The 20,415-nt window shown below is 51.7% G+C and carries 17 protein-coding genes and 2 tRNA genes; 3 read left to right on the top strand and 16 right to left on the bottom strand.

Features of this window, described 5'->3' with window-relative positions; genetic code table 11:
* Positions 1-17 precede the first annotated feature (17 nt).
* The 4 genes from A1332_RS21715 to A1332_RS21700 form a co-directional block, all read right to left on the bottom strand.
* Complete coding sequence (locus A1332_RS21715; RefSeq protein WP_064010493.1) at positions 18-623, bottom strand: TetR/AcrR family transcriptional regulator; 606 nt, start codon at positions 621-623, stop codon at positions 18-20.
* 63 nt (positions 624-686) lie between these two features.
* Positions 687-1,247, bottom strand: coding sequence for a CDP-diacylglycerol--glycerol-3-phosphate 3-phosphatidyltransferase (gene pgsA, locus A1332_RS21710; RefSeq protein WP_020482416.1), 561 nt, complete (start codon positions 1,245-1,247; stop codon positions 687-689).
* Positions 1,237-3,075: an excinuclease ABC subunit UvrC gene (gene uvrC, locus A1332_RS21705; protein WP_064010492.1), complete on the bottom strand. Its 1,839-nt coding sequence runs from the start codon at positions 3,073-3,075 to the stop codon at positions 1,237-1,239. The genes pgsA and uvrC overlap by 11 nt, the downstream gene beginning before the upstream one ends.
* The gene (locus A1332_RS21700; RefSeq protein ID WP_064010491.1) at positions 3,068-3,715 is read right to left on the bottom strand and encodes a uracil-DNA glycosylase; all 648 of its coding nucleotides are present in this window, start codon (positions 3,713-3,715) and stop codon (positions 3,068-3,070) included. The genes uvrC and A1332_RS21700 overlap by 8 nt, the downstream gene beginning before the upstream one ends.
* A gap of 406 nt (positions 3,716-4,121) precedes the next feature.
* On the opposite strand from A1332_RS21700, the gene A1332_RS21695 reads away from it, so the two are divergent.
* Entirely contained in the window at positions 4,122-5,189 is a 1,068-nt protein-coding gene (locus A1332_RS21695; RefSeq protein ID WP_064010490.1) for an OmpA family protein, read from the top strand.
* A 106-nt stretch (positions 5,190-5,295) separates the two neighbouring features.
* On the opposite strand, the gene A1332_RS21690 is transcribed toward A1332_RS21695, so the two are convergent.
* The 11 genes from A1332_RS21690 to A1332_RS21640 all read right to left on the bottom strand — a co-directional run bounded on the left by A1332_RS21690 (position 5,296) and on the right by A1332_RS21640 (position 17,567).
* Positions 5,296-6,189 carry a GNAT family N-acetyltransferase gene (locus A1332_RS21690; protein ID WP_231890382.1) on the bottom strand — a complete coding sequence of 298 codons (894 nt, stop codon included), beginning with the start codon at positions 6,187-6,189 and terminating at the stop codon, positions 5,296-5,298.
* A gap of 190 nt (positions 6,190-6,379) precedes the next feature.
* Positions 6,380-8,035, bottom strand: a complete 1,656-nt coding sequence (locus A1332_RS21685) for an alpha-keto acid decarboxylase family protein (protein ID WP_064010488.1) — start codon at positions 8,033-8,035, stop codon at positions 6,380-6,382.
* Between the two features lie 207 nt (positions 8,036-8,242).
* Positions 8,243-10,321, bottom strand: a complete 2,079-nt coding sequence (gene pnp, locus A1332_RS21680; RefSeq protein WP_064010487.1) for a polyribonucleotide nucleotidyltransferase — start codon at positions 10,319-10,321, stop codon at positions 8,243-8,245.
* An 84-nt stretch (positions 10,322-10,405) separates the two neighbouring features.
* Positions 10,406-10,675 carry a 30S ribosomal protein S15 gene (gene rpsO, locus A1332_RS21675; RefSeq protein WP_064010486.1) on the bottom strand — a complete coding sequence of 90 codons (270 nt, stop codon included), beginning with the start codon at positions 10,673-10,675 and terminating at the stop codon, positions 10,406-10,408.
* 109 nt (positions 10,676-10,784) lie between these two features.
* Positions 10,785-11,702 carry a tRNA pseudouridine(55) synthase TruB gene (gene truB / locus A1332_RS21670; RefSeq protein ID WP_064010485.1) on the bottom strand — a complete coding sequence of 306 codons (918 nt, stop codon included), beginning with the start codon at positions 11,700-11,702 and terminating at the stop codon, positions 10,785-10,787.
* Positions 11,702-12,118 (bottom strand): 30S ribosome-binding factor RbfA, encoded by a 417-nt coding sequence (gene rbfA / locus A1332_RS21665; protein ID WP_064010484.1) that lies wholly within the window; start codon positions 12,116-12,118, stop codon positions 11,702-11,704. Before rbfA ends, truB begins: the two co-directional genes overlap by 1 nt.
* Positions 12,118-14,826 (bottom strand): translation initiation factor IF-2, encoded by a 2,709-nt coding sequence (gene infB, locus A1332_RS21660; protein ID WP_064010483.1) that lies wholly within the window; start codon positions 14,824-14,826, stop codon positions 12,118-12,120. Before infB ends, rbfA begins: the two co-directional genes overlap by 1 nt.
* 14 nt (positions 14,827-14,840) lie before the next feature.
* A complete protein-coding gene (nusA, locus tag A1332_RS21655; protein WP_064010482.1) occupies positions 14,841-16,352 on the bottom strand; it encodes a transcription termination factor NusA in 1,512 nt (503 codons plus the stop codon).
* Positions 16,342-16,827, bottom strand: a complete 486-nt coding sequence (gene rimP, locus A1332_RS21650; RefSeq protein WP_064010481.1) for a ribosome maturation factor RimP — start codon at positions 16,825-16,827, stop codon at positions 16,342-16,344. The genes nusA and rimP overlap by 11 nt, the downstream gene beginning before the upstream one ends.
* A gap of 565 nt (positions 16,828-17,392) precedes the next feature.
* A tRNA-Phe gene (locus A1332_RS21645) sits at positions 17,393-17,468 on the bottom strand.
* A gap of 23 nt (positions 17,469-17,491) precedes the next feature.
* A tRNA-Phe gene (locus A1332_RS21640) sits at positions 17,492-17,567 on the bottom strand.
* Positions 17,568-17,759: 192 nt separating this feature from the next.
* On the opposite strand from A1332_RS21640, the gene A1332_RS21635 reads away from it, so the two are divergent.
* Positions 17,760-18,581, top strand: a complete 822-nt coding sequence (locus tag A1332_RS21635) for an HAD-IIA family hydrolase (protein ID WP_064010480.1) — start codon at positions 17,760-17,762, stop codon at positions 18,579-18,581.
* 33 nt (positions 18,582-18,614) lie between these two features.
* Positions 18,615-19,601: a dihydroxyacetone kinase subunit DhaK gene (dhaK, locus tag A1332_RS21630; protein ID WP_064010479.1), complete on the top strand. Its 987-nt coding sequence runs from the start codon at positions 18,615-18,617 to the stop codon at positions 19,599-19,601.
* Between the two features lie 13 nt (positions 19,602-19,614).
* On the opposite strand, the gene dhaL is transcribed toward dhaK, so the two are convergent.
* Complete coding sequence (dhaL, locus tag A1332_RS21625; protein ID WP_064010478.1) at positions 19,615-20,262, bottom strand: dihydroxyacetone kinase subunit DhaL; 648 nt, start codon at positions 20,260-20,262, stop codon at positions 19,615-19,617.
* Positions 20,263-20,415: the final 153 nt, after the last annotated feature.

Genomic DNA, 20,415 nt, shown 5'->3' with positions numbered 1-20,415 from the left:
GTTTTAATGACATTGAATTACTTTTTAACTATGCAGCCCCATGCCGTCAACCAGGCTTGCGCCTGATAACTTTCCGCCGTTTTCGGCAAGTTGCCGCTCAACACCATCGCCAAGGTATGATTGATAATGCCGAAGAAATAAGTGTAGGCTAATAACGGGTCCAGCGCCTTCATCTCGCCGTCTTTGACGCCGTTCTGAAAAATCCGCTTTATTTTGGTAAATGCAGGCGTTTCCAGCAAGGGCTTAGGTTCCGCCAAAAACTCTTCGCTCTTTACAAATAACAAAAACTCGACAATTTCCGGGGCGTCGTCGGTTAATTTGAATAGTAAATCGACTATTTCCCGCAATTGCTCGGCAGCTTTACGATTCCGGCGGCGAATATCGTCAATCGATATGCTCAGACTATCCAGAATATTTTCGTATAAGGCTTGCGCAATGGCTTGCTTGGTTTTGAAATGCTGACTAATGCCGGTACTGGTTGTTATACCGGCCGCATCTTTGATATCGGTTAATGAGGTATTGAAATATCCCTTCTTGGCAAACAGCTTTAAAGCGGCCTGCAACACTTCATCCTGACTGATAGTTTTATTCGGTTTATTTTCTAGTTCTAATTCTTGTTCCATGCTCTTATATACAGCTTTACCTGCTGTTTACTCTCTGTTGTGGCAGTATCGATACTGCTTTTATTATTCGTTGATGGTGGAGAACGCCGCGACCAGATAATTAACCATAGACCATAAGGTTAAAATCGCCGACAAGTATAACAACCAGTAACCCATGGTATTGATAGGCAGGCCTAATAAATCATCCCGATAAAGCAACAAACTGACTGCCGTCATTTGCGCCGTAGTTTTCCATTTTCCCAACTGCGAAACCTTGACTTTGGCTCGCTGGCCGATCTCGGCCATCCATTCTCGCAGCGACGCAATCGCAATTTCCCTACCGATAATGATAGCCGCCGGTACCGCAAGATAAGGATTGCCCTGCGCCTGCACGACCAATACCAGCACAAACGCCACCATCAATTTGTCAGCTACCGGATCCAGGAAGGCGCCGAACGCAGTTTGCATATTCATTTTTCTGGCCAGATAACCGTCCAGCCAATCGGTGAAACCGGCAACCAAAAATATCGCAGTGCAAGCCAGATTGGAATATTGCCAAGGCAAATAAAACACAACGGCCAACAAAGGAATGAGGGCGATCCGTAACAGGGTTAAATAGGTCGGAATGGTGAATCTAATGGCCATCTTGATGGTGAAATGTATCGTAAATTCGCTGCGCTAATTGTCGGCTAATGCCATCTATACTGGCTAAAGCATCCACACCCGCGCTGGACACACCCTGTAACCCGCCAAACTGTTTCAGCAAAACCTGTCTTCTTTTCGGCCCCAGTCCGGCAATATCTTCCAGTACCGATTGTTTGTTAACCTTGCCGCGCCGCTGTCTGTGTCCGGTTATCGCAAAACGATGCGCTTCATCGCGTATCTGTTGAATCAATAACAGGGCCGCAGCACCCGGTGTCACGTCCAGGGGTTGCCGATTACCGACCAGAATAATTTTCTCCATTCCGGCTTTGCGATCAGGGCCCTTGGCGACGCCGACTATCATAACATCGTTTATCTCCAATTCAGCCAAAGCCTTTTCCGCCTCAGCGACTTGGCCTTTGCCGCCGTCTATTAAAAGGATGTCCGGCGCTGGATGCTCGCCATTCTTCAAGCGGCTAAAGCGTCTAAAAACCGCCTGATGAATCGCCGCATAGTCATCGCCGGCGGTAATGCCTTCGATATTAAAGCGCCTATAATCCGATTTCACCGGCCCTTCTCTATCGAACACCACGCAAGACGCCACAGTCTGTTCGCCTTGGGTATGACTAATATCAAAACACTCCAAGCGACTTGGCGTAGTTTCGCAGCCCAGTTCTTGCTGCAAACTGATAAAGCGCCCTTGCAAGCCCTGCCGATCTGCCAACCTGGCGTTAAGCGCACTGTCGGCATTGGTCATCGCCATTTGCAGCCATTTCATCCGCTCGCCGCGGACATTATTGGCAATTGCTACCGCATGCTTAGCCTGCTCGCCCAAAACCTCGGCCACCAAAGCCGATTCCGGCAAGGCATGACTGACGATCAATTCATGAGGTACTGTTTTGTCCAAATAATATTGGGCGATGAAAGCCTGCAATATTTCCTCGGGCTGATTTTCATCGCCGATTTTTGGAAAAAACTGCCGGTTACCCAAATGCTGACCGTTGCGGATAAAAAACACCTGTACACAAGCCGCGCCGTTTTTCGCCGCACACGCGACAATGTCCACATCGCCTTTTTCACCTTCCACGCAATGTTTTTCCAACACCGCACGCAAACGGGCGATTTGATCGCGATAAGCGGCAGCCTGCTCGAACTCCAACTGAGCGGCGGCAGTTTCCATTTTGCCCACCAAACGATCAATCAGTAGGCCGCCCTGCCCCTCAAGAAACAAAATAGTATTTTCCACATCGGCAGCATATTGCTCTTTACTAACTAGTCCCACGCAAGGCGCCGTGCAACGTTCAATCTGATGCTGAAGACAAGGCCGAGAGCGGGCGCTGTAATATGAATCTTCGCATTGCCGCACCGGGAAAATTTTTTGCAATAACTTCAAGGTTTCCTTCACCGCGCTGGCGCTGGGATATGGCCCGAAATATTTGCCACGGCGCTTCTTGGCCCCGCGATGAAAAGTCAGTTGCGGAAAATCGTGAAAGCTGGAAATGAACACATGGGGATAGGATTTATCGTCCCGCAAGCTGATGTTGTAGCGTGGCTTGTGGCGTTTGATCTGCTGGCTTTCCAGCAGTAAGGCTTCACCCTCCGTGTGAGTAACCGTTACTTCAATCCCGGCGACCTTTGCCACCATGGCCTGCTGTTTGGGCGAGGCGTTCTGACTTCTGAAGTAGCTGGAAACCCGGTTCTTCAGATTCTTGGCTTTGCCGATGTAAATGATCTCGCCTTTCTCATCCAACATCTTATAAATGCCGGGACGCTGGGTTAGCGTCTTCAGAAAGGTTTTGGCGTCAAAGTCGACAGGCTGAGTTTCAGTCACGGGCAGACAGCAAGTTTTGAATGGTTACAAACACCGCCGCCAGCATTTCCATGCTCAGGCGCTTGGTCTGCACGTTATAGCGGCTGCAATGGTAAGAACTGACTAAGGTCTTGCCGTCCGGCAATGCAAAGCTAACATGATGAGCAAATTTTGCCGCATTGCTTTTCAGGCCGTAAGCGCGCAACACGGCCTGATGGGCTATATTGCCCAAGGCCAATATGACCGAATGTTTCGGCAGGGTTTTAATTTCTGCGGCCAGATAAGGATTGCATTGTTTAATTTCTTCGCCGGTCGGCTTGTTTTGCGGCGGCAAACATTTCACTGCATTGGTAATCCGGCAATTGCTAAGTTGCAAACCGTCGGCTAAATTTACTGACTCCAATTGATTGCTGTAACCGAAATCGTACAAAGCCTGATACAGCAACAAGCCGGCATAGTCGCCGGTAAAAGGTCTGCCGGTGGCGTTTGCGCCGTGCATACCCGGTGCCAAGCCAACAACCAGCAAGCGCGCTTCCGGATCACCGAACGGTGATACCGGTAAGGCGTGATAAGCGGGATATTTCGCCTTCACTTCGCAAAGAAATCCACTTAACCGCGGGCATGCCTTGCAGTCTTGTTTGAAATATGATGAATAAGACATATAACGATAGAGGCTGAAATTATCGGAATTTTACCTGAGCTCAAGATTTCTTGCGTCGCTCAGCTTGGTTATTGTTCCCGCCCATCGCTATCGCTGCTCCTGCGCTCGGCGGAATGACCGCCGCTAGGAATTTAAGGGCCCGGTTAGCAACAAGCACTCTTAGCCCCGATTTTCCAATTCTAAATAGACAAATTTCAGAAATAGCTGGGTTGGAATACCACAAACACCAACGCCGGATGAACCTAAATGTTTGCTGTTTGAAGGAATTGTGGTATTTTCACAACATACTTAAAAATATTTGCAATTATCTTTGTTTTTTAAAGCCTATTTTTAATTTCCGACCTTATCAGTTCGTTCCCAAAAAGCAACGAATCATCAATTTCTCACAAGTAATGAAGGAGTCTTTATGTTTAAGAAAAGTTTACTGGCAATAGCCACGATAACGACGCTCGGCGCTATCTCGGCAGCACGAGCCGATGAGTTCCTTGACGACAGATGGTATGCAGCACCATTCGGCACTTTCGTGCAGCCGGGCGGCGATCGCAGTGCACATAGCGGTTGGGGTGGAGGCCTGGGCTTGGGAAAGATCATCAACGAACATTTGAACATCGAGGTCAGAGGTTTATACCAAAATCTGGAAGGCGCCAAAGCTAACGGCAACTGGGATTTGACCGGCGGCACGGTAGATGCACAGTACTACCTGTTTAGAGATAAATTTTCACCTTATGCAGTAATCGGCGTGGGCGGCATAAATTCTACGCACAATGGCGACAGCGGCGCGGGTTTCATCGGCGAAGCGGGTGCGGGTTTTACCTATGAACTGCACGATAATTTCTTGATCCGCAGCGACGTACGCTACCGCTATAACAACAATTTCAACGCCAAACTGCAACCTGGCACCGAAGAGTTTCATGACATGACGGTCAATCTGGGTTTCGTGATTCCATTCGGCGAGAAACCTAAAGCTGTGATTGCTAAAGCCGAGCCGACTCCTCCACCTCCAGCACCCATGCCGGCTAAACTCGATTGCTCGAAAATGGATGACGACAAAGACGGTGTAAATAACTGTGTGGATAAATGCCCGACTACATTACCGGGCGTTGAAGTCAGCATTTACGGCTGCTGGATCGTTGACGTTAAGTTCGATAACGACAAAGACGTGATCAAACCACAGTATTTCCCAAAACTGGATAAAGTCGTTGACCGTATTAAACAGTACCCTGATATGGCGTTTGAAGTGCAAGGCCATACCAGCAATACCGGCTCGTATAAACACAATCTAGACTTGTCGGAGCGCCGGGCGCTGGCGGTTAAGAAATACCTGACCAAAGGTACTCACAACCCCAATATCTCGTCTCATGGTTATAGCTGGGACAAACCGGTTGACACCAACGAAACCGAGGAAGGCCGCGCTAATAACCGTCGCGTGCAATTGGAAGTTGACGGCAAAGCGCAACAACCTTTGAAAAAATAAGAAGACCTGATCAATCTGATTGATTCAGAACCACAAAACCCGCCGAAAGGCGGGTTTTTTATGGCCTCTGCGCGCCACGAAGGTTAAATTTCACAGAAAAAATCAATCACAAACTCAATGCTCTAAATTCCGCGCTAGCACTTGAGCGCTGCCAGACCCGCTCAAACTCCTCGCGCAATGGCCGATTACGTGCCGGCAAGTTTGGACTCCAATGCCCCTCGAAGCGATTACCGAGTAAACGAAATAAATAACCGTCGCTATCATTAGTCACAAAAGCAGAGGCGTATTGCAAGTCCTCGGTTTCATCGGGTACCCGAATCAAAAAATACGACGGCAAACGCTGAGCCAATTCCACGACAGGATGAACCTGATTGCGCAGGCTAGTCGGGTCCTGAACGATGATCTGCACACTAGCGTTACGATTGCCGAGGGCAAACTGTTTTAGCGCCTCGACCAGGTCTTTTTGTCCATACAAGGCAAAATCCAGATCCCGACTGTAGATATAAATCTGCCGCCGGGCGGCCATTATCAATTGCTGGGTGGCGGCCGAGGTCGACTCGACTGTTTCCAGCCGGACGGCCTCGACGGAAACCTCACGGGCCGGTGGCATCGATCGCACCGATTGCTCACGCGGCTGCAACATAAGCCGGATAGCCTGATGCGGAATACCGGCTTCTCCAAACACTTCGCCTTCAGCGGCAAAGCCGAATCTTTGGTAGAACCCCAACGCAGACAGTTGCGCGTTGGCGGTAACACTGGTCAGCCCCAGGTTGCGGGCTTTGTCGATTGTTGCACGCAACAAAGACTCCCCGACACCTTGACCCCGCCATTCGCACAGAACCGCCATCCTCCCCACTTTGCCTTCCGGAGAGAGCCGACAAGTAGCGATGGGCCGGTAATCAAGATCCCGCACCAAAAAATGATGGCAATCCGGGTCGAGTTCGTCAAATTCCACCTCTAACGGTATTTGCTGTTCGACGACAAACACCAAATTTCGCACATACCTTATATCCTCAAAATCAACGGCGTAGCTGGCTGGTTCGAGATAACAGTTGGCGATTTGCATAGCGTTATAGAGGATGATTAAGGGGAGTGCTTAGTTTAGATACACTCTGCCGAAAATTCGACTCGGCAAGCCGATTATGATTGCCTACCCGATAAACCGGATTGCCGGGATAAAGACTCGCCGCTCACGCATCCCTTTTGATCTTCGACTGTAAATGCTCGGCAAGACGTTTCATCGCTTCGGACGAGTCGTCGGCCGCCAGGTGGACATTAATAATACTGGGCATACCGTGGTTATCCAGAGCATTAAGCAGAGCCTCTTCGAATTCAGCTTCCGTAGCTGCCTCGTAGCCCGCCAACGGACCGAAGAGTTCTCCCAAACGATCGAAGCGCCACGGATTAATATCGTTGAACGGACCTTCGAGAATACAGCGTTCCGTGCTGTAGCCGCCGTTGTTAAACACCACCACGATGGGATTTAAACCAAGGCGCGCGTGGGTGGACAGTTCGGTCCCGGTCATTTGAAAAGCACCGTCGCCAACCAAAATCAATGCCCGCCGATCCGGACGAGCGATTTGCGCACCGAGCGCGGCCGGTACGGCAAAGCCCATCGTGGTGTAAAAAGCCGAAGCCAGAAACTCGCTTTGCTCGTGGACACGTAGATCGATAGCGGCAAACAGGCAATCGCCGACATCGCACACCACGATCATGTCGTTGCTCAGCGCACTATTTAGCCTCTCAACCAATCGAGCTGTAGTAATTGGCCGGTCGGGCTCGGGAAACGCAATGCTTACTGGCGGCTCCAGGCTGGGAACCACTCCTTCTCCGCTGGATGTACCAACCGAGCCGGCCAAGGCACCGAGAAAATCTTCCAAGGCGATGCCAGGATAACGATGCGCGCTGATCACCACCTCGTTCAACGCGGCGCGGATGGTCGAGTGGGAATTTAGTTTTGCCGTGTAGATGCCGGTATCAATTTCATTCAAGGTCACGCCCAACATCAACAGCAAATCGGACTTTTCGACTCTGTCGCGCACTGCCTCAGAACTCATCGCACCTTCGTAAATCCCCAGGTAAGCTGGATGCCGCTCGGACATCACCGACTTACCGGTTAGCGTGGCAACCACGGGCAAGCCGGTACGTTCAACAAAATTGGCCAAAGCGCCTTGCAGCCCGCGTCGATGTAATTCGACACCCGCCACGATCATTGGCGACACGGCCTTGGATAACAGCGTCATGGTTTCGGCAATCGCTTCGGATAAAGCCGCTTGGTCACTGGTAAATTTTTCGACGGTCTCGGTCGGCATCGGATAGCCTTCCGCCATCACCAGATCGCGGGGCAGTTCGATGTAAACCGGCTTACAACAGCGGCGAGCGGCCTCGATGGCATGATCTATTTGCCGGAAGGCGATCACCGGATCGTTTAGTACCACCGACGCACAGCTAATGCGTTCGAAAATTTCCCGCTGGAACGTAAAAGGCCCAAAACGATGGTGAATTAACGGATCGTCTTTTTGCTCGCTGACGCCGGGTGCGCCGCTGATAAGCACCACGGGTGAAGATTCCGCGTAAGCACCGGCAATCGCATTGACCGTGTTCAATGCGCCGACACCGTATGTTACCGCCAGCGCCCCCATGCCGACGCAACGCGCATAGCCATCGGCCGCGAAGGCTGCCGAATCTTCCCTGGTAGTACCGATATGCCGAACCTGACTTTTTATCATCAGATCGTAAAATCCCAACACATAGTCGCCAGGCACGCCAAAGATGTCTTTTACACCGGCCTGATACAGGCGTTTGAGGAGGTATTGTCCAATCGTGTCGAATTTGGCAGTGCTCATAGCGCTTTGGAACCTCCGAATAGAATTAAACCGTGAGCACTGACGAGTAAATGATCAATGCCGCTCAACCGTTTTAACAGGACGATTAGGAGTCAATACTGCTAAGCCACATCTAAAAAGTCAACAGACATTCATAGCTCAACGAAATTTCAGCTACAAAAAAAGGGCCTTACGGCCCTTTCATTGCGGAGTCGAACGAATTTAAACTTATTCGCTATCGACTTCTTTCATGCTCAAACGCACGCGGCCTTGACGGTCGATTTCCAGTACTTTGACTTTTACCACATCGCCTTCCGACAGTTTGTCGCTGACTTTTTCAACGCGCTCATCGGAGATTTGCGAAATATGCACCAAGCCGTCTTTGCCCGGCAGAATGGTCACAAACGCACCGAAGTCCATCAGACGCACCACTTTGCCTTCGTAGGTTTTACCCACTTCGACTTCGGCGGTGATTTCTTCGATCATGCGTCTGGCTTCTTCACCGGCCGCTCTGTCGACAGAGGCGACGTTAACCACGCCGTCATCGGTCAAATCGATGCTGGCGCCGGTTTGTTCGGTGATAGCGCGGATGGTCACACCGCCTTTGCCGATCACTTCGCGGATTTTAGCCGGATCGATTTTGAAGGTGATAATGCGCGGCGCAAAGTCGGACATTTCGGAACGGGTGCTGGACAAGGCTTTGTTCATCTCGCCCAAAATGTGCAGACGACCTTGTTTGGCTTGTTCTAGTGCGACTTTCATGATTTCGGCGGTGATACCGTCGATCTTGATGTCCATTTGCAGCGCAGTGACGCCGTTTTCGGAGCCGGCCACTTTAAAGTCCATGTCGCCCAAGTGATCTTCGTCACCCAGGATGTCGGACAATACCGCGAATTTATCGCCTTCCTTGATCAGACCCATCGCGATACCGGCAACCGGGGCTTTGATAGGCACGCCGGCATCCATCAGCGCCAAGCTGCTACCACAGACAGACGCCATAGAGCTGGAGCCGTTGGATTCGGTGATTTCCGAAACCACGCGGATGACGTAAGGAAATTCCGCCATGTTCGGCAATACTGCCGCCACACCGCGTTTCGCTAGTCGGCCGTGACCGATTTCGCGACGCTTTGGCGAGCCGACAAAACCGGTTTCACCAACGCTGTACGGAGGAAAATTGTAATGCAGCATGAACGGGTCTTTGTACTCGCCGGACAGTGCATCGATGATTTGCGCATCGCGCTCGGTACCCAGAGTCGCAACAACCAAGGCTTGGGTCTCACCGCGAGTGAACAAAGCAGAACCATGGGTTCTAGGCAATACACCAGTTCTGACGGTAATCGGTCTAACCGTGGTCAAGTCGCGGCCGTCGATACGTTTGCGATCATTCAGAATCGCACCGCGCACCACGTCGTATTCCAGATTCTCGATGACGTTACGGATGTCTTTTTCGTTATACAGGCCATCGGCAGTCAGTTTTTCAACTACCGCGCTTCTGATAGCGCTCAGCGTGTCTTGTCTAACCAGTTTTTCCGCGACTTGGTAAGCCGCTTTGATGCTTTGCTCGGCTTCGGCGAGCACTGCTGCTTTTAATGCAGTGTTGGTTTCTGCTGGTGTCCAGGCCACAGCCGGTGTACCGACGGCAGCAGCAAACTCGTTAATCGCGTTGATCGCTACCTGCATTTGTTCGTGACCGAACAAGACCGCACCCAACATTACTTCTTCCGACAGCAAGTCCGCTTCGGATTCGACCATTAGTACCGCATGCTGAGTACCGGCAACCACCAATTGCAGTTGCGATTCTTTGAGTGCTGGTTTGTCTGGATTTAATAAATAGGCACCATCTTTATAACCGACGCAAGCAGCACCCAAGGGGCCGTTGAAAGGCAAACCGGATACGGCCAAAGCGGCGGAAGCACCCAATAGCGCTGGAATTTCGGTATCCACTTCAGGGTTCAGTGACACGACAGTAGCAATAATCTGCACTTCGTTAGTGAAGCCTTCTGGAAACAGTGGACGAATCGGTCTGTCGATCAGGCGGGAAATCAGGGTTTCTGTTTCGCTAGGACGGCCTTCACGTTTGAAAAATCCGCCGGGGATTTTACCGGCCGCAAATGCTTTTTCCTGGTAGTTAACGGTAAGCGGGAAAAAATCGCCACCGCTAGCTTCTTTTTTACCCACCACTGTCACCAGCAGCGAGGTGCCTTCGACATCGATCATCACCGCGCCATTGGCTTGGCGGGCAATTTCACCGGTGGATAAGGTGACGAGACGATCGCCGTACTGAAATTCTTTCCTGATAGGATTCACTATAAGGTTCCTTTGTTTAAAGGTTATGCTGAAATGTGCCTTAAAGCAGAAACGGCGCCCAATGCGCCGTTTCCAGTTTTGGTGCTACTTACGGATGCCCAAACGCTCGATCAACGAACGGTAACGTGCAACTTCGGTGTTTTTCAGGTAATCCAACAATTTACGGCGTTGGTTTACCATGCGCAGCAAGCCGCGGCGCGAGTGATTGTCTTTTTTATGTGTAGCAAAATGCGGAGTCAGTTGGTTAATATTGGCGGTCAACAAGGCAACTTGGACTTCGGTTGAACCGGTATCGGTATCTGACAAACGATATTCTTCAACGATGGCTTTCTTTTGTTCTGCGTTTAATGACATTCTTAATCCCTATCGATTAATTTTGATTGAATAAAGGCCATCGCGTGATGACCATGTAGCCGCGTTTCCACAATAGGGTGTAGAAACTTTGCGGTTTTTTCTTGAATAATCAAGTTGATTGACTATCCAAATGAAATAGTTTTTTCGGCGCTAGTTTACCATCCAATAGGATTTCCCCCAACCCCAAAAAGGCTTGCGGCGAGTATATTCTGACCTGGCCCGCCATACCGCCGCTAAAGGCAATGCGCTGCCCCAGCTTAATTTTTTCGGCTTGCTCCAAAGACAACGATACGTCCGGTATGCTTTGCAGCGGCACATCCAGCGCAATCAAGGTATTCTGCAATTGCGCGAAGTCCATAGCCTGCAACTGCTGCAAGGTATAGGCCTGATCCAGATCGAACATACCGGCCTTAGTTCTGCGTAGCGCGGTTACCGTGCCGCAGGTCCCCAACCAGTGACCAATATCTTCGGCCAGCGAACGGATATAAGTACCTTTGGAGCAAAATACATCCAGCGTCAATTGCCCCGCTTCGGCATCGACACTTAATAAGTGCAATTCATAAATGGTGATTGCCCGAGCCTGCCGGTCTACGGTTTTGCCTTCCCTAGCCAACTCGTATAACTTCTTGCCTTGATGCTTGAGCGCCGAATACATCGGCGGCACCTGCTCGATCGGCCCGGTGAAGTGTTGCAAACATGCTTGTAAGCGCTCGCCATCCAGAGCCGGCACCGGCATTTCGGCGACGATTTTACCTTCGCTGTCGCCGGTATCGGTCATTACGCCAAGCTGTATCGTTACCTGATAACACTTATCGTCATCCAGCATTAAAGCGGATACCTTGGTCGCCTCGCCAAAGCATAAGGGCAACAAACCGGTCGCAAGAGGATCCAGCGCCCCGGTATGACCTGCCTTATTGGCATTGAACAATCGCCTGACTTCCTGCAAAGCCTGATTGGACGAAGCACCCAAACGTTTGTCGAGCAGCACGATGCCATGCACATCGCGCCCGGACTTACGTTTTGCCATCAATTGTCCTGTTGCGGTTTATCGACAACGTCTTCCGGCGCTGCACTAGCGTCATGTCCCTCGTCGTGATGCAAATCGCCAAGTAACTCGGCGACGCGCATACCGGTATCAAAGGAATGGTCGTAGTAAAAATGCAATTCGGAGATATGCCGCAAACGCATGCGCTTGGCCAGCTCGTGGCGGATAAACGGCGAAATCTCGTTAAGCACTTTCACATTCGCACGCTTACCGGCATCATCCTGGGCATCCAACACCGTCACGAAGATCTTGGCAACCGCCAAGTCCTTGGACAGCTCAACGTCGTTGATCGTGACAAAACCCAAGCGGCTGTCGTCGACATCGCGCTGTAATATCGACGCCAACTCTTTCTGCATTTCCGACGCCACCCGCTGACTGCGGCCGAACTCTCTTGCCATTAGATTTCCCGTCTGACTTCGATGCGTTCAAACACTTCGATCTGATCGCCGTTTTGCACGTCGTTGTAGTTTTTCACGCCGATACCGCACTCCATGCCCATTTTCACTTCGTTGACATCGTCTTTGAAGCGGCGCAAGGATTCCAGCTGGCCTTCGTAAATCACCACGTTGTTGCGTAGTACGCGAATCGGCAGATTGCGTTTGACGAAACCGTCGACCACCATACAACCGGCAACCGCACCGAATTTCGGCGACCGGAATACGTCGCGCACTTCGGCCAGACCAACGATTTTTTCCTGAATTTCCGGCGCCAACATACCACTGATCGCGCGTTTTACTTCGTCGATGGCTTCGTAGATGATGCTGTAGTAATGCAGATCGATGTCTTTTTCTTCGATCAATTTACGAGCGACAGCGTCGGCACGTACGTTGAAACCGATCAGAATCGCGCTGGATGCTAAAGCCAAGTTTGCGTCGCCTTCGTTGATACCGCCGACACCGCCGAAAATGCATTTAACTTGCACTTCTTCGGTGGACAAACCCACCAAGGATTCGCGCAAAGCTTCCAAGCTGCCCTGAACATCGGTTTTGATAACGACGTTGAGCGTGGACGTTTCGCCGGCGGACATCCGCGAGAATACATCGTCCAATTTCGACGCATGTTGTGCAGCGTGACGATTGGAGCGTTTGCGGTCTTCCCGATGCGCAGCCAGTTCGCGAGCAACGCGTTCGTTTTGCACCACAAGAAACTCGTCGCCAGCGTCCGGGGTACCGGACAAACCGAGAATTTCCACAGGCATACTCGGTCCGGCCGATTTGATGGCGTGCGCATTCTCATCGAACATCGCCCGAATCCGGCCATATTCGTGGCCGCAAAGGACGAATTCGCCTTTGCTTAAGGTACCTTTCTGAATCAATATGGTAGCGACCGCACCGCGGCCTCTATCCAGACGTGATTCGATACAAATACCTGACGCGATGCCGTCAACCGGCGCTTTCAACTCCAGCACTTCTGCCTGGACGATCAGCGCTTCGATCAATTCGTCAATACCGGTACCGACTTTGGCTGATACCTTCAGGAATTGCACATCTCCGCCCCACTCTTCCGGCACCACATTCAGCGTAGCCAGTTCCTGCATGACCCGATCCGGATTGGCTTCCGGTTTATCGATTTTGTTTAAGGCTACGATGATAGGCACATTAGCAGCACGCGCATGATCAATGGCTTCCCTGGTTTGCGGCATCACGCCGTCATCGGCTGCAACCACCACGATCACGATGTCGGTCACTTCCGCACCACGCGCCCGCATCGCGGTAAACGCGGCATGGCCCGGAGTATCTAAGAAAGTTACAGCGCCATGGTCCGTTTTTACTTGATAAGCACCAATGTGCTGAGTAATCCCGCCCGCTTCGCCGGCGGCAACCCGGGTTTTGCGGATGTAATCCAGCAAAGAGGTTTTACCGTGGTCAACGTGACCCATGATGGTAACGATAGGCGCTCTAAACTGAACTTTACGTTCGTCGCTTTCGCCTTGTACTTCGGCCAGCATTTCCTGTTCAAAGTCATCTTCGCTCTGCATGATGGCTTTATGGCCCATCTCTTCAACCAAAATTACCGCTGTTTCTTGATCGATGGTTTGGTTGATGGTGGACATGATGCCCAACTTCATCAAATGCTTGATGACTTCGGCAGCCTTGATGTTCATTTTCGCAGCCAAATCAGAGACCACGATGGTTTCCGGAATGGTTACGTCATAGACAGTAGGCGCGATCGGCTTTTCGAACTTATGTCGAGCCTGATTGACATCGATCTCGAATTCGGGTTTTTCCCGGCGCGATGGCGCCTTGCCTTTTTTGCCTTTGCCACCGCGACGCGCAGCATCGCCGCCGCCACCGATATCGCCATCGGTAGTCGGGCCTCGAGTCGGCTTGAATTCGGCTTTTTTCTTATGCAGCGTGGTTTGTTGCTGCTTGGCTTCGGCTTTCTGTTTGACCTTTTCGGCGGTTCTTTGCACCGCAGCTTCCAGCCTTTCTTTCTTTTCTTTTTCCAGGCGCTGCTCTTCGGTCATCTCCGGCGCCGCGCTCGGGACGGGAGCTTCGGCCTTAGCGATCACCTCAGGCTGCGCTTCAGCAACAACCGGCAACTCTTCCGTCACAGGCAGTTCCGTAGCAACTGGTTCTGAGACCGCCGTCACAGCCGCTGCGGACACTTCAACGGGCTGAGCGACTTCCTCTCTGACCACTTGCTCTTCTTGGACAGGCTGAACGGACTTTTGCTCATGCAAGTGTTTACGCTTTTCTTCTTCGATAGCTTGTTGCCGTCTCTGTTCTTCCAAAGCTTGCTTGGCTAATTCGGCCTGTCTTAGCTCGTCGTTACCGGAAGAAGCATCGCTGCGTTTGATGTACGTTTTTTGTTTACGCACCTCAACGCTGACGGTTTTCACAGCTGTACCCGGCGGCGAGGATTGTCTTAATTCGGTTTTGGTACTGCGTTTCAAGGTAATACGTTTGGGGGCGGCGGCTTCCTGATCGGCGTCCGACTTGCCGTGGCGCTTGCGCAAGTGCGCGAGTAGCTTGACTTTCTCTTCATCATTTATCACATCGTCGGGCGCGCTGGCGGTTAAGCCGGCTTCCTTCAATTGCTCTAAAAAACGCTCCAAAGGGATGCCAACAACCTCTGCCAATTCCTGTACTGTTTTATCGCTCATAGTATCCTCCTGCCTCAGCCCTTATCCTCTGCGAACCAAGATTCGCGGGCTTTCATGATTAGTTTACCAGCACGCTCCTCGGTCATGCCGGTAAATTCGATAATGTCGTCTATCGCCTGCTCCGCCAGATCGTCCAAGGTAACAATGCCCTTGGCAGCCATTTGGTGTGCCAACTCTTCGTCCATCCCATCCATGCTCAACAATTCCTCGCTAGGCACGGCGGTTTCAATTTTTTCTTCGGACGCGATCGCACTGATCAGTAAAGCGTCCTTTGCGCGAGTACGTAAAGCTTCCACCAACTCTTCGTCGAAGCCTTCGATCTCCAGCATTTCGTCGACGGGGATATACGCAATTTCCTCGATGTTATTCAAACCCACATCGACCAAGATACCGGCAATTTCTTCATCGACATCCAACAACTCCATGAACTGTTGTTTGGATTTTGCCGCGGCTTCGTCGTGGTTTTTATCTACCTGCGCGGCGTCTTGAATATTCAACTCCCAACCCGTCAATTCGGTAGCCAAGCGCACGTTTTGACCGCCACGACCGATGGCTTGCGACAAACTGTCGGTGGCAACCGCCACGTCCATGCTGTGCTTATCTTCATCAACCACAATCGATTGAATTTCCGCCGGCGACATTGCATTGATCACGAACTGCGCGTCGTTGCCATTCCATAAAATGATATCGACCCGCTCGCCGGCCAATTCATTGGAGATAGCTTGCACCCTGGAACCGCGCATACCGACACAGGCACCGATTGGGTCCAGGCGCGGATCGTTCGCTCGGACGGCGATTTTAGCGCGGGAACCGGGATCGCGTGCCGCCGCCAGAATGTCGATCAAACCTTCACCCACTTCCGGCACTTCCAAACGAAACAACGCAATCAACAATTCCGGCGCGGTACGACTGACAAACAGTTGCGGCCCGCGCGGCTCGGAACGCACGGCTTTCAAATAGCCGCGCACTCTGTCACCCATTCTGACCGGCTCTTTCGGGATCATATCTTCCCGGGCAATATAGGCTTCGACATGACCGCCCAAATCCAGATAAACGCTGCCTTTTTCCAAGCGTTTCACAACGCCGGTAACTAACTCGCCAACCCGATCCTGATAGGCTTCGACAATTTTTTTACGTTCGGCTTCGCGAACCTTCTGAATAATGACTTGCTTGGCGGTTTGCGCGGCAATTCGGCAAAAATCGACCGACTCGATCTCTTCTTCTACATAGTCGCCGATTTGAATATCGGGATTATCGAATTGAGCCACTTCCAGCAATACCTGCCAGCCTGGATGTTCGACATCGCCGTTAATTTCCGGATTGGCATCGACCACCAGCCAACGGCGATAGGTCGAATAATCGCCGGTATGACGATCAATGGCTACTCGGGCCTTAATCGGGTTTTCGTAACGCTTGACAGTCGCCGCTTCCAAAGCGGACTCAATGGCCTGAAAGATAATTTCCTTGTCTATTTCCTTTTCGTTAGCAAAAACGTCTGCTACTAATAAAATTTCTTTATTTGCCACTACGACCTCCTTTAGTGAGTAAGTAATCCGGCACCAAGCGTGCCTTGCTCATTGCCTGAAACGGGATGCTTAATAATTGTTCGCCATCCTGCAACAGAACAGTCTCGCCTTCGACGGCCATAATCTGTCCGGTAATTTTGCGGCGTTTATCGATGGGCTTAAATAAACTCACCAGTACAGTGCTCCCCAAAAAGCGTTGAAATTGGCTGAGCTTGAAAAAGGGCCGATCCGCACCAGGCGAAGAAACTTCCAATTGATATTCGCCTTGAATCGGATCTTCGACATCCAGCGCTCCGCTGAGCTGATGACTGACCTTGGTGCAATCTTCCAGCAAAATGCCGTTTTCGCTATCGATGTAGATGCGCAACATGCCGTGTGTCGGATGCGGGTTGTACTCTATCCCCACACACTCATAGCCAAGACCTTCCACAATTGGCTCGATCAAATCCACCAAATGTTCAGGAGCCTGTTTCATTAACGCCTCACCTTTTCAAACCCAAAAAAAAAGAGCCTCAGGCTCTTCCATAAACAACCAAAACCCGTGGGCTTCGCGTTTTCGAAAGCCCACAAAAGAAAAAACCCCTTATAGGGGCTTTCTTAGCAAAACCACGCCTGAGACCGCGTCGAGGAACATACCCTCGTTTATCGAAACTTTTTGTCTCGAAAAGCACACTTGTCAGGAAACAATTTCCCGCGCCAAAAACTGCGGCGAAAAATTAAAAGCCGGATTATAACCATATCTTTCAAGGATGTAAATCACCGTTACTTATCACCGGACAAGATTGGCTAAACATGCTGGTTTTCCTGGAAGCCGTTCTCTCGACAAAATCTCGTAGCGCCGCACTTAGAAAAATAACATTCGAGACAAAGGCTTCAAATTTTCGTCAACCTCACTCGCCAGCCAAACCTCAATCGACAATGACATTGAGTTGATGGGGGCAATCCGTCAGTTACTTCTTAACGACAACAAGGAGAATCAGTATTTCGGGTGACCTTAGCCGGTCGGCCTATATTACGAGGGGATGCTTGTTTTCAGGTGGTGGTGCCCAGGGACAGAATCGAACTGTCGACACGAGGATTTTCAGTCCTCTGCTCTACCGACTGAGCTACCTGGGCAGCGACTTAACCTAAAACCAGAATGGTGCCCAGGGACAGAATCGAACTGTCGACACGAGGATTTTCAGTCCTCTGCTCTACCGACTGAGCTACCTGGGCGTCAAGAGCCGCGCATTAAACTAGGTTATAAACGATTAGTCAAGGAAAATACCGTTATTGCCGACTGGCTGGACAGTAGACGGCGATTTATGCAATTCTTGCGCACCGCAAATTCCTGGGATTTTTACCATGAAATACCAGGCCTTGAAGACACAAACCCCATTTAAACAACCCAAGCAAACGAGACCGCTTATGCAAGCTTTCACCGACATCCGCGCCCTAATCATAGACATGGATGGAGTCCTTTGGCACGGCGACCGAGCTCAAGCAGGACTCGTTGAGTTTTTTCAGACCCTACGCGATTTAAAGCTGCCCTTCATCCTGGCCACCAACAACGCCGGACTGACCGCAGAACAATATGTCGATAAGCTGGCGAAAATGGGTGTAACGGTCGCATTGAACGAGATCCTGACCTCGGGCATGGCCACCGCGCTGTATTTGTCGGAACGCTATGATCCACAGACCACTCGCGTATTTGTGATTGGCGGCATCGGTGCCCGGCAACCGCTGCTGGATTTGGGCTTTAAACTTACCGGACTTTACGAGACCGAGCCGGATCAGCGCGCGCATCTGGTGGTTTGCGGCATGGACCGAGAACTGAGCTGGGACAAACTGGCTACCGCCACCCTGAATCTGCGAGCCGGCGCGCACTTCATCGGCACCAACGGCGACCTATCGCTACCTACCGAACGTGGCGAAACACATGGCAACGGTGCCATTCTGGCAGGATTAACCGCTTCCACCGGCATTAAGCCGATGATTATCGGCAAACCGGAGCCTATCATCTACCGTCAAGCTTTGAGCCTGTTAAATGTCGACCCGGCCTACACTGTTGCCATTGGCGACAGGCTTGACACCGACATTCTCGGCGCAGTGCGCACCGGCATCCGCAGCCTGATGGTACTTAGCGGCGTATCCAGCGAACAAGACGTCGCAGCTGCTGACTTCGGCCCGACCTGGATCGTGCCGGACATCCGCGACATCACCGAGATATTGCGTAACAACACTCCCTAATTTCATTCCACGCCAATATAGCGGAGGCGAATCATGAAAAAATTCATCGACACCCCGGACACCTTGCTGCAAACCAGCCTGCAAGGCTTTGCCAAAGCCCATGCCGACATCGTGCAGTTCAACCCCGAACCGCGCTTTGTGTATCGCAACACCCGCAAAACCGGCAAGGTCGCACTGATTTCCGGCGGCGGCTCAGGCCATGAACCGCTACACAGCGGCTTCGTCGGCTTCGGCATGCTGGACGCGGCCTGCCCCGGCCAGGTATTCACCTCGCCAACGCCGGACCAGATGCTGGCAGCGGCGCAAGCCGTGGACGGCGGTGCCGGTGTGTTATTCATCGTTAAAAATTATGCCGGCGATGTGATGAATTTTGAAATGGCCGCTGAAATGCTGGATTTACCCAACACCAGCGTCCTGATCGACGACGATATTTCCTTGCCTAAAACTCACAGTATTGGCCGCAGAGGCGTGGCCGGCACAGCCATTGTCGAGAAAATCGTCGGCGCCGCCGCCGAAAACGGCGCGGATTTAGCTTCTTGTAAAGCCCTGGGCGAACGCGTCAATCAAGCCACCGCCTCCATGGGGGTCGCCTTGACCAGCTGCACGGTACCGGCCTTGGGCCATCCGACCTTTGCTATCGCCGACGACGAAATCGAAATGGGTGTCGGCATCCATGGCGAACGCGGCCGCGAAACCGTGAAACTGGTGAGCGCCAGCGAAATTGTCGAACAATTAGCCGGACATATATTCGACGAATTACAGCCAACAACCGGTCAAGCCGTGTTGCTGCATGTGAACGGTTTCGGCGCCACGCCGCTGATCGAACTACATTTGATTTACGAATTGGCCTGGCAATATTTCAGCAAACGCGGCGTGATCGTCCGGCGCTCTTTGGTCGGCAACTTCACCACGTCGCTGGATATGGCCGGCTGTTCGCTGACGCTGACGCTGTTGGACGACGAAATGCTAGGCTTGTGGGACGCACCGGTGAATACCGCTGCGTTGCGCTGGGGTTGTTGAAACGGGTAGCAGCCTAAGTGGGCTGAGCTTGGGCGTTTTTCAACACCTCGGCTATCGCCGCGATCATCAACTGCGCAGTCTTGGCACCGGCGTCGATATGGCCCTTGCTGCGTTCGCCCAGAAACGAAGCGCGGCCCTTGGTAGCCAGCATCTCGCGAGTGGCTTCCACACCTTCGGCCGCCACGGCGCAAAGCCGCTCCAGAATCTCAGTTAACGGTTTGCCGGCAGCAGCCTCGTCTCGCAATACCACCGCCACCGGCACCAGCACATCCAACAGGGTCTTCTCGCCGACATCGGCCTTGCCGCGCTGCTTCACGGCCTCCACCGCCTGTAGAAATGCCTCGGAGAATCCGGATAAATCAATGACTTTGTCTTTACCCTGCTTCGCCAGGGCAATAAACAAAGTCGCATACAGGGAGCCGGAAGCACCGCCTACAGCGGCCATCACCGTCATGCCGATTTTCTGCCACGCCGCAACCCAGTCGAGAGGCGCTATCTCGCCGGCATGCTCGCGCAAGGCCTGCAAACCACGTTGTAAATTAAACACGTGGTCGCCGTCGCCTATCGCCTGATCCAATTCGGTTATTTCCTCGGCATGCGCATCGATAGTAGCGATCAGCGCTTGAATCAATTCCGGAAACAATGATGGGGTCAATGACATACAGCCTCCGCGCGACAAAACAATGTGATCGAGGAGCATAGCTAAAACGTACCACTACTGTCCAGCTGTAAGCACTCGTCAAACATAGGGCACTGGATAAAATCGGCAATACGTCAGAACCCATTCGCCCAATACCGGCCGGGTATAATTGAA

Origin of the sequence: Methylomonas methanica (assembly GCF_001644035.1) — a bacterium.
Taxonomy (GTDB): Bacteria; Pseudomonadota; Gammaproteobacteria; order Methylococcales; family Methylomonadaceae; genus Methylomonas; species Methylomonas methanica_A.
Note: the sequence above shows the minus strand (reverse complement) of the source record. Positions and strands in the feature narration are given on the sequence as shown.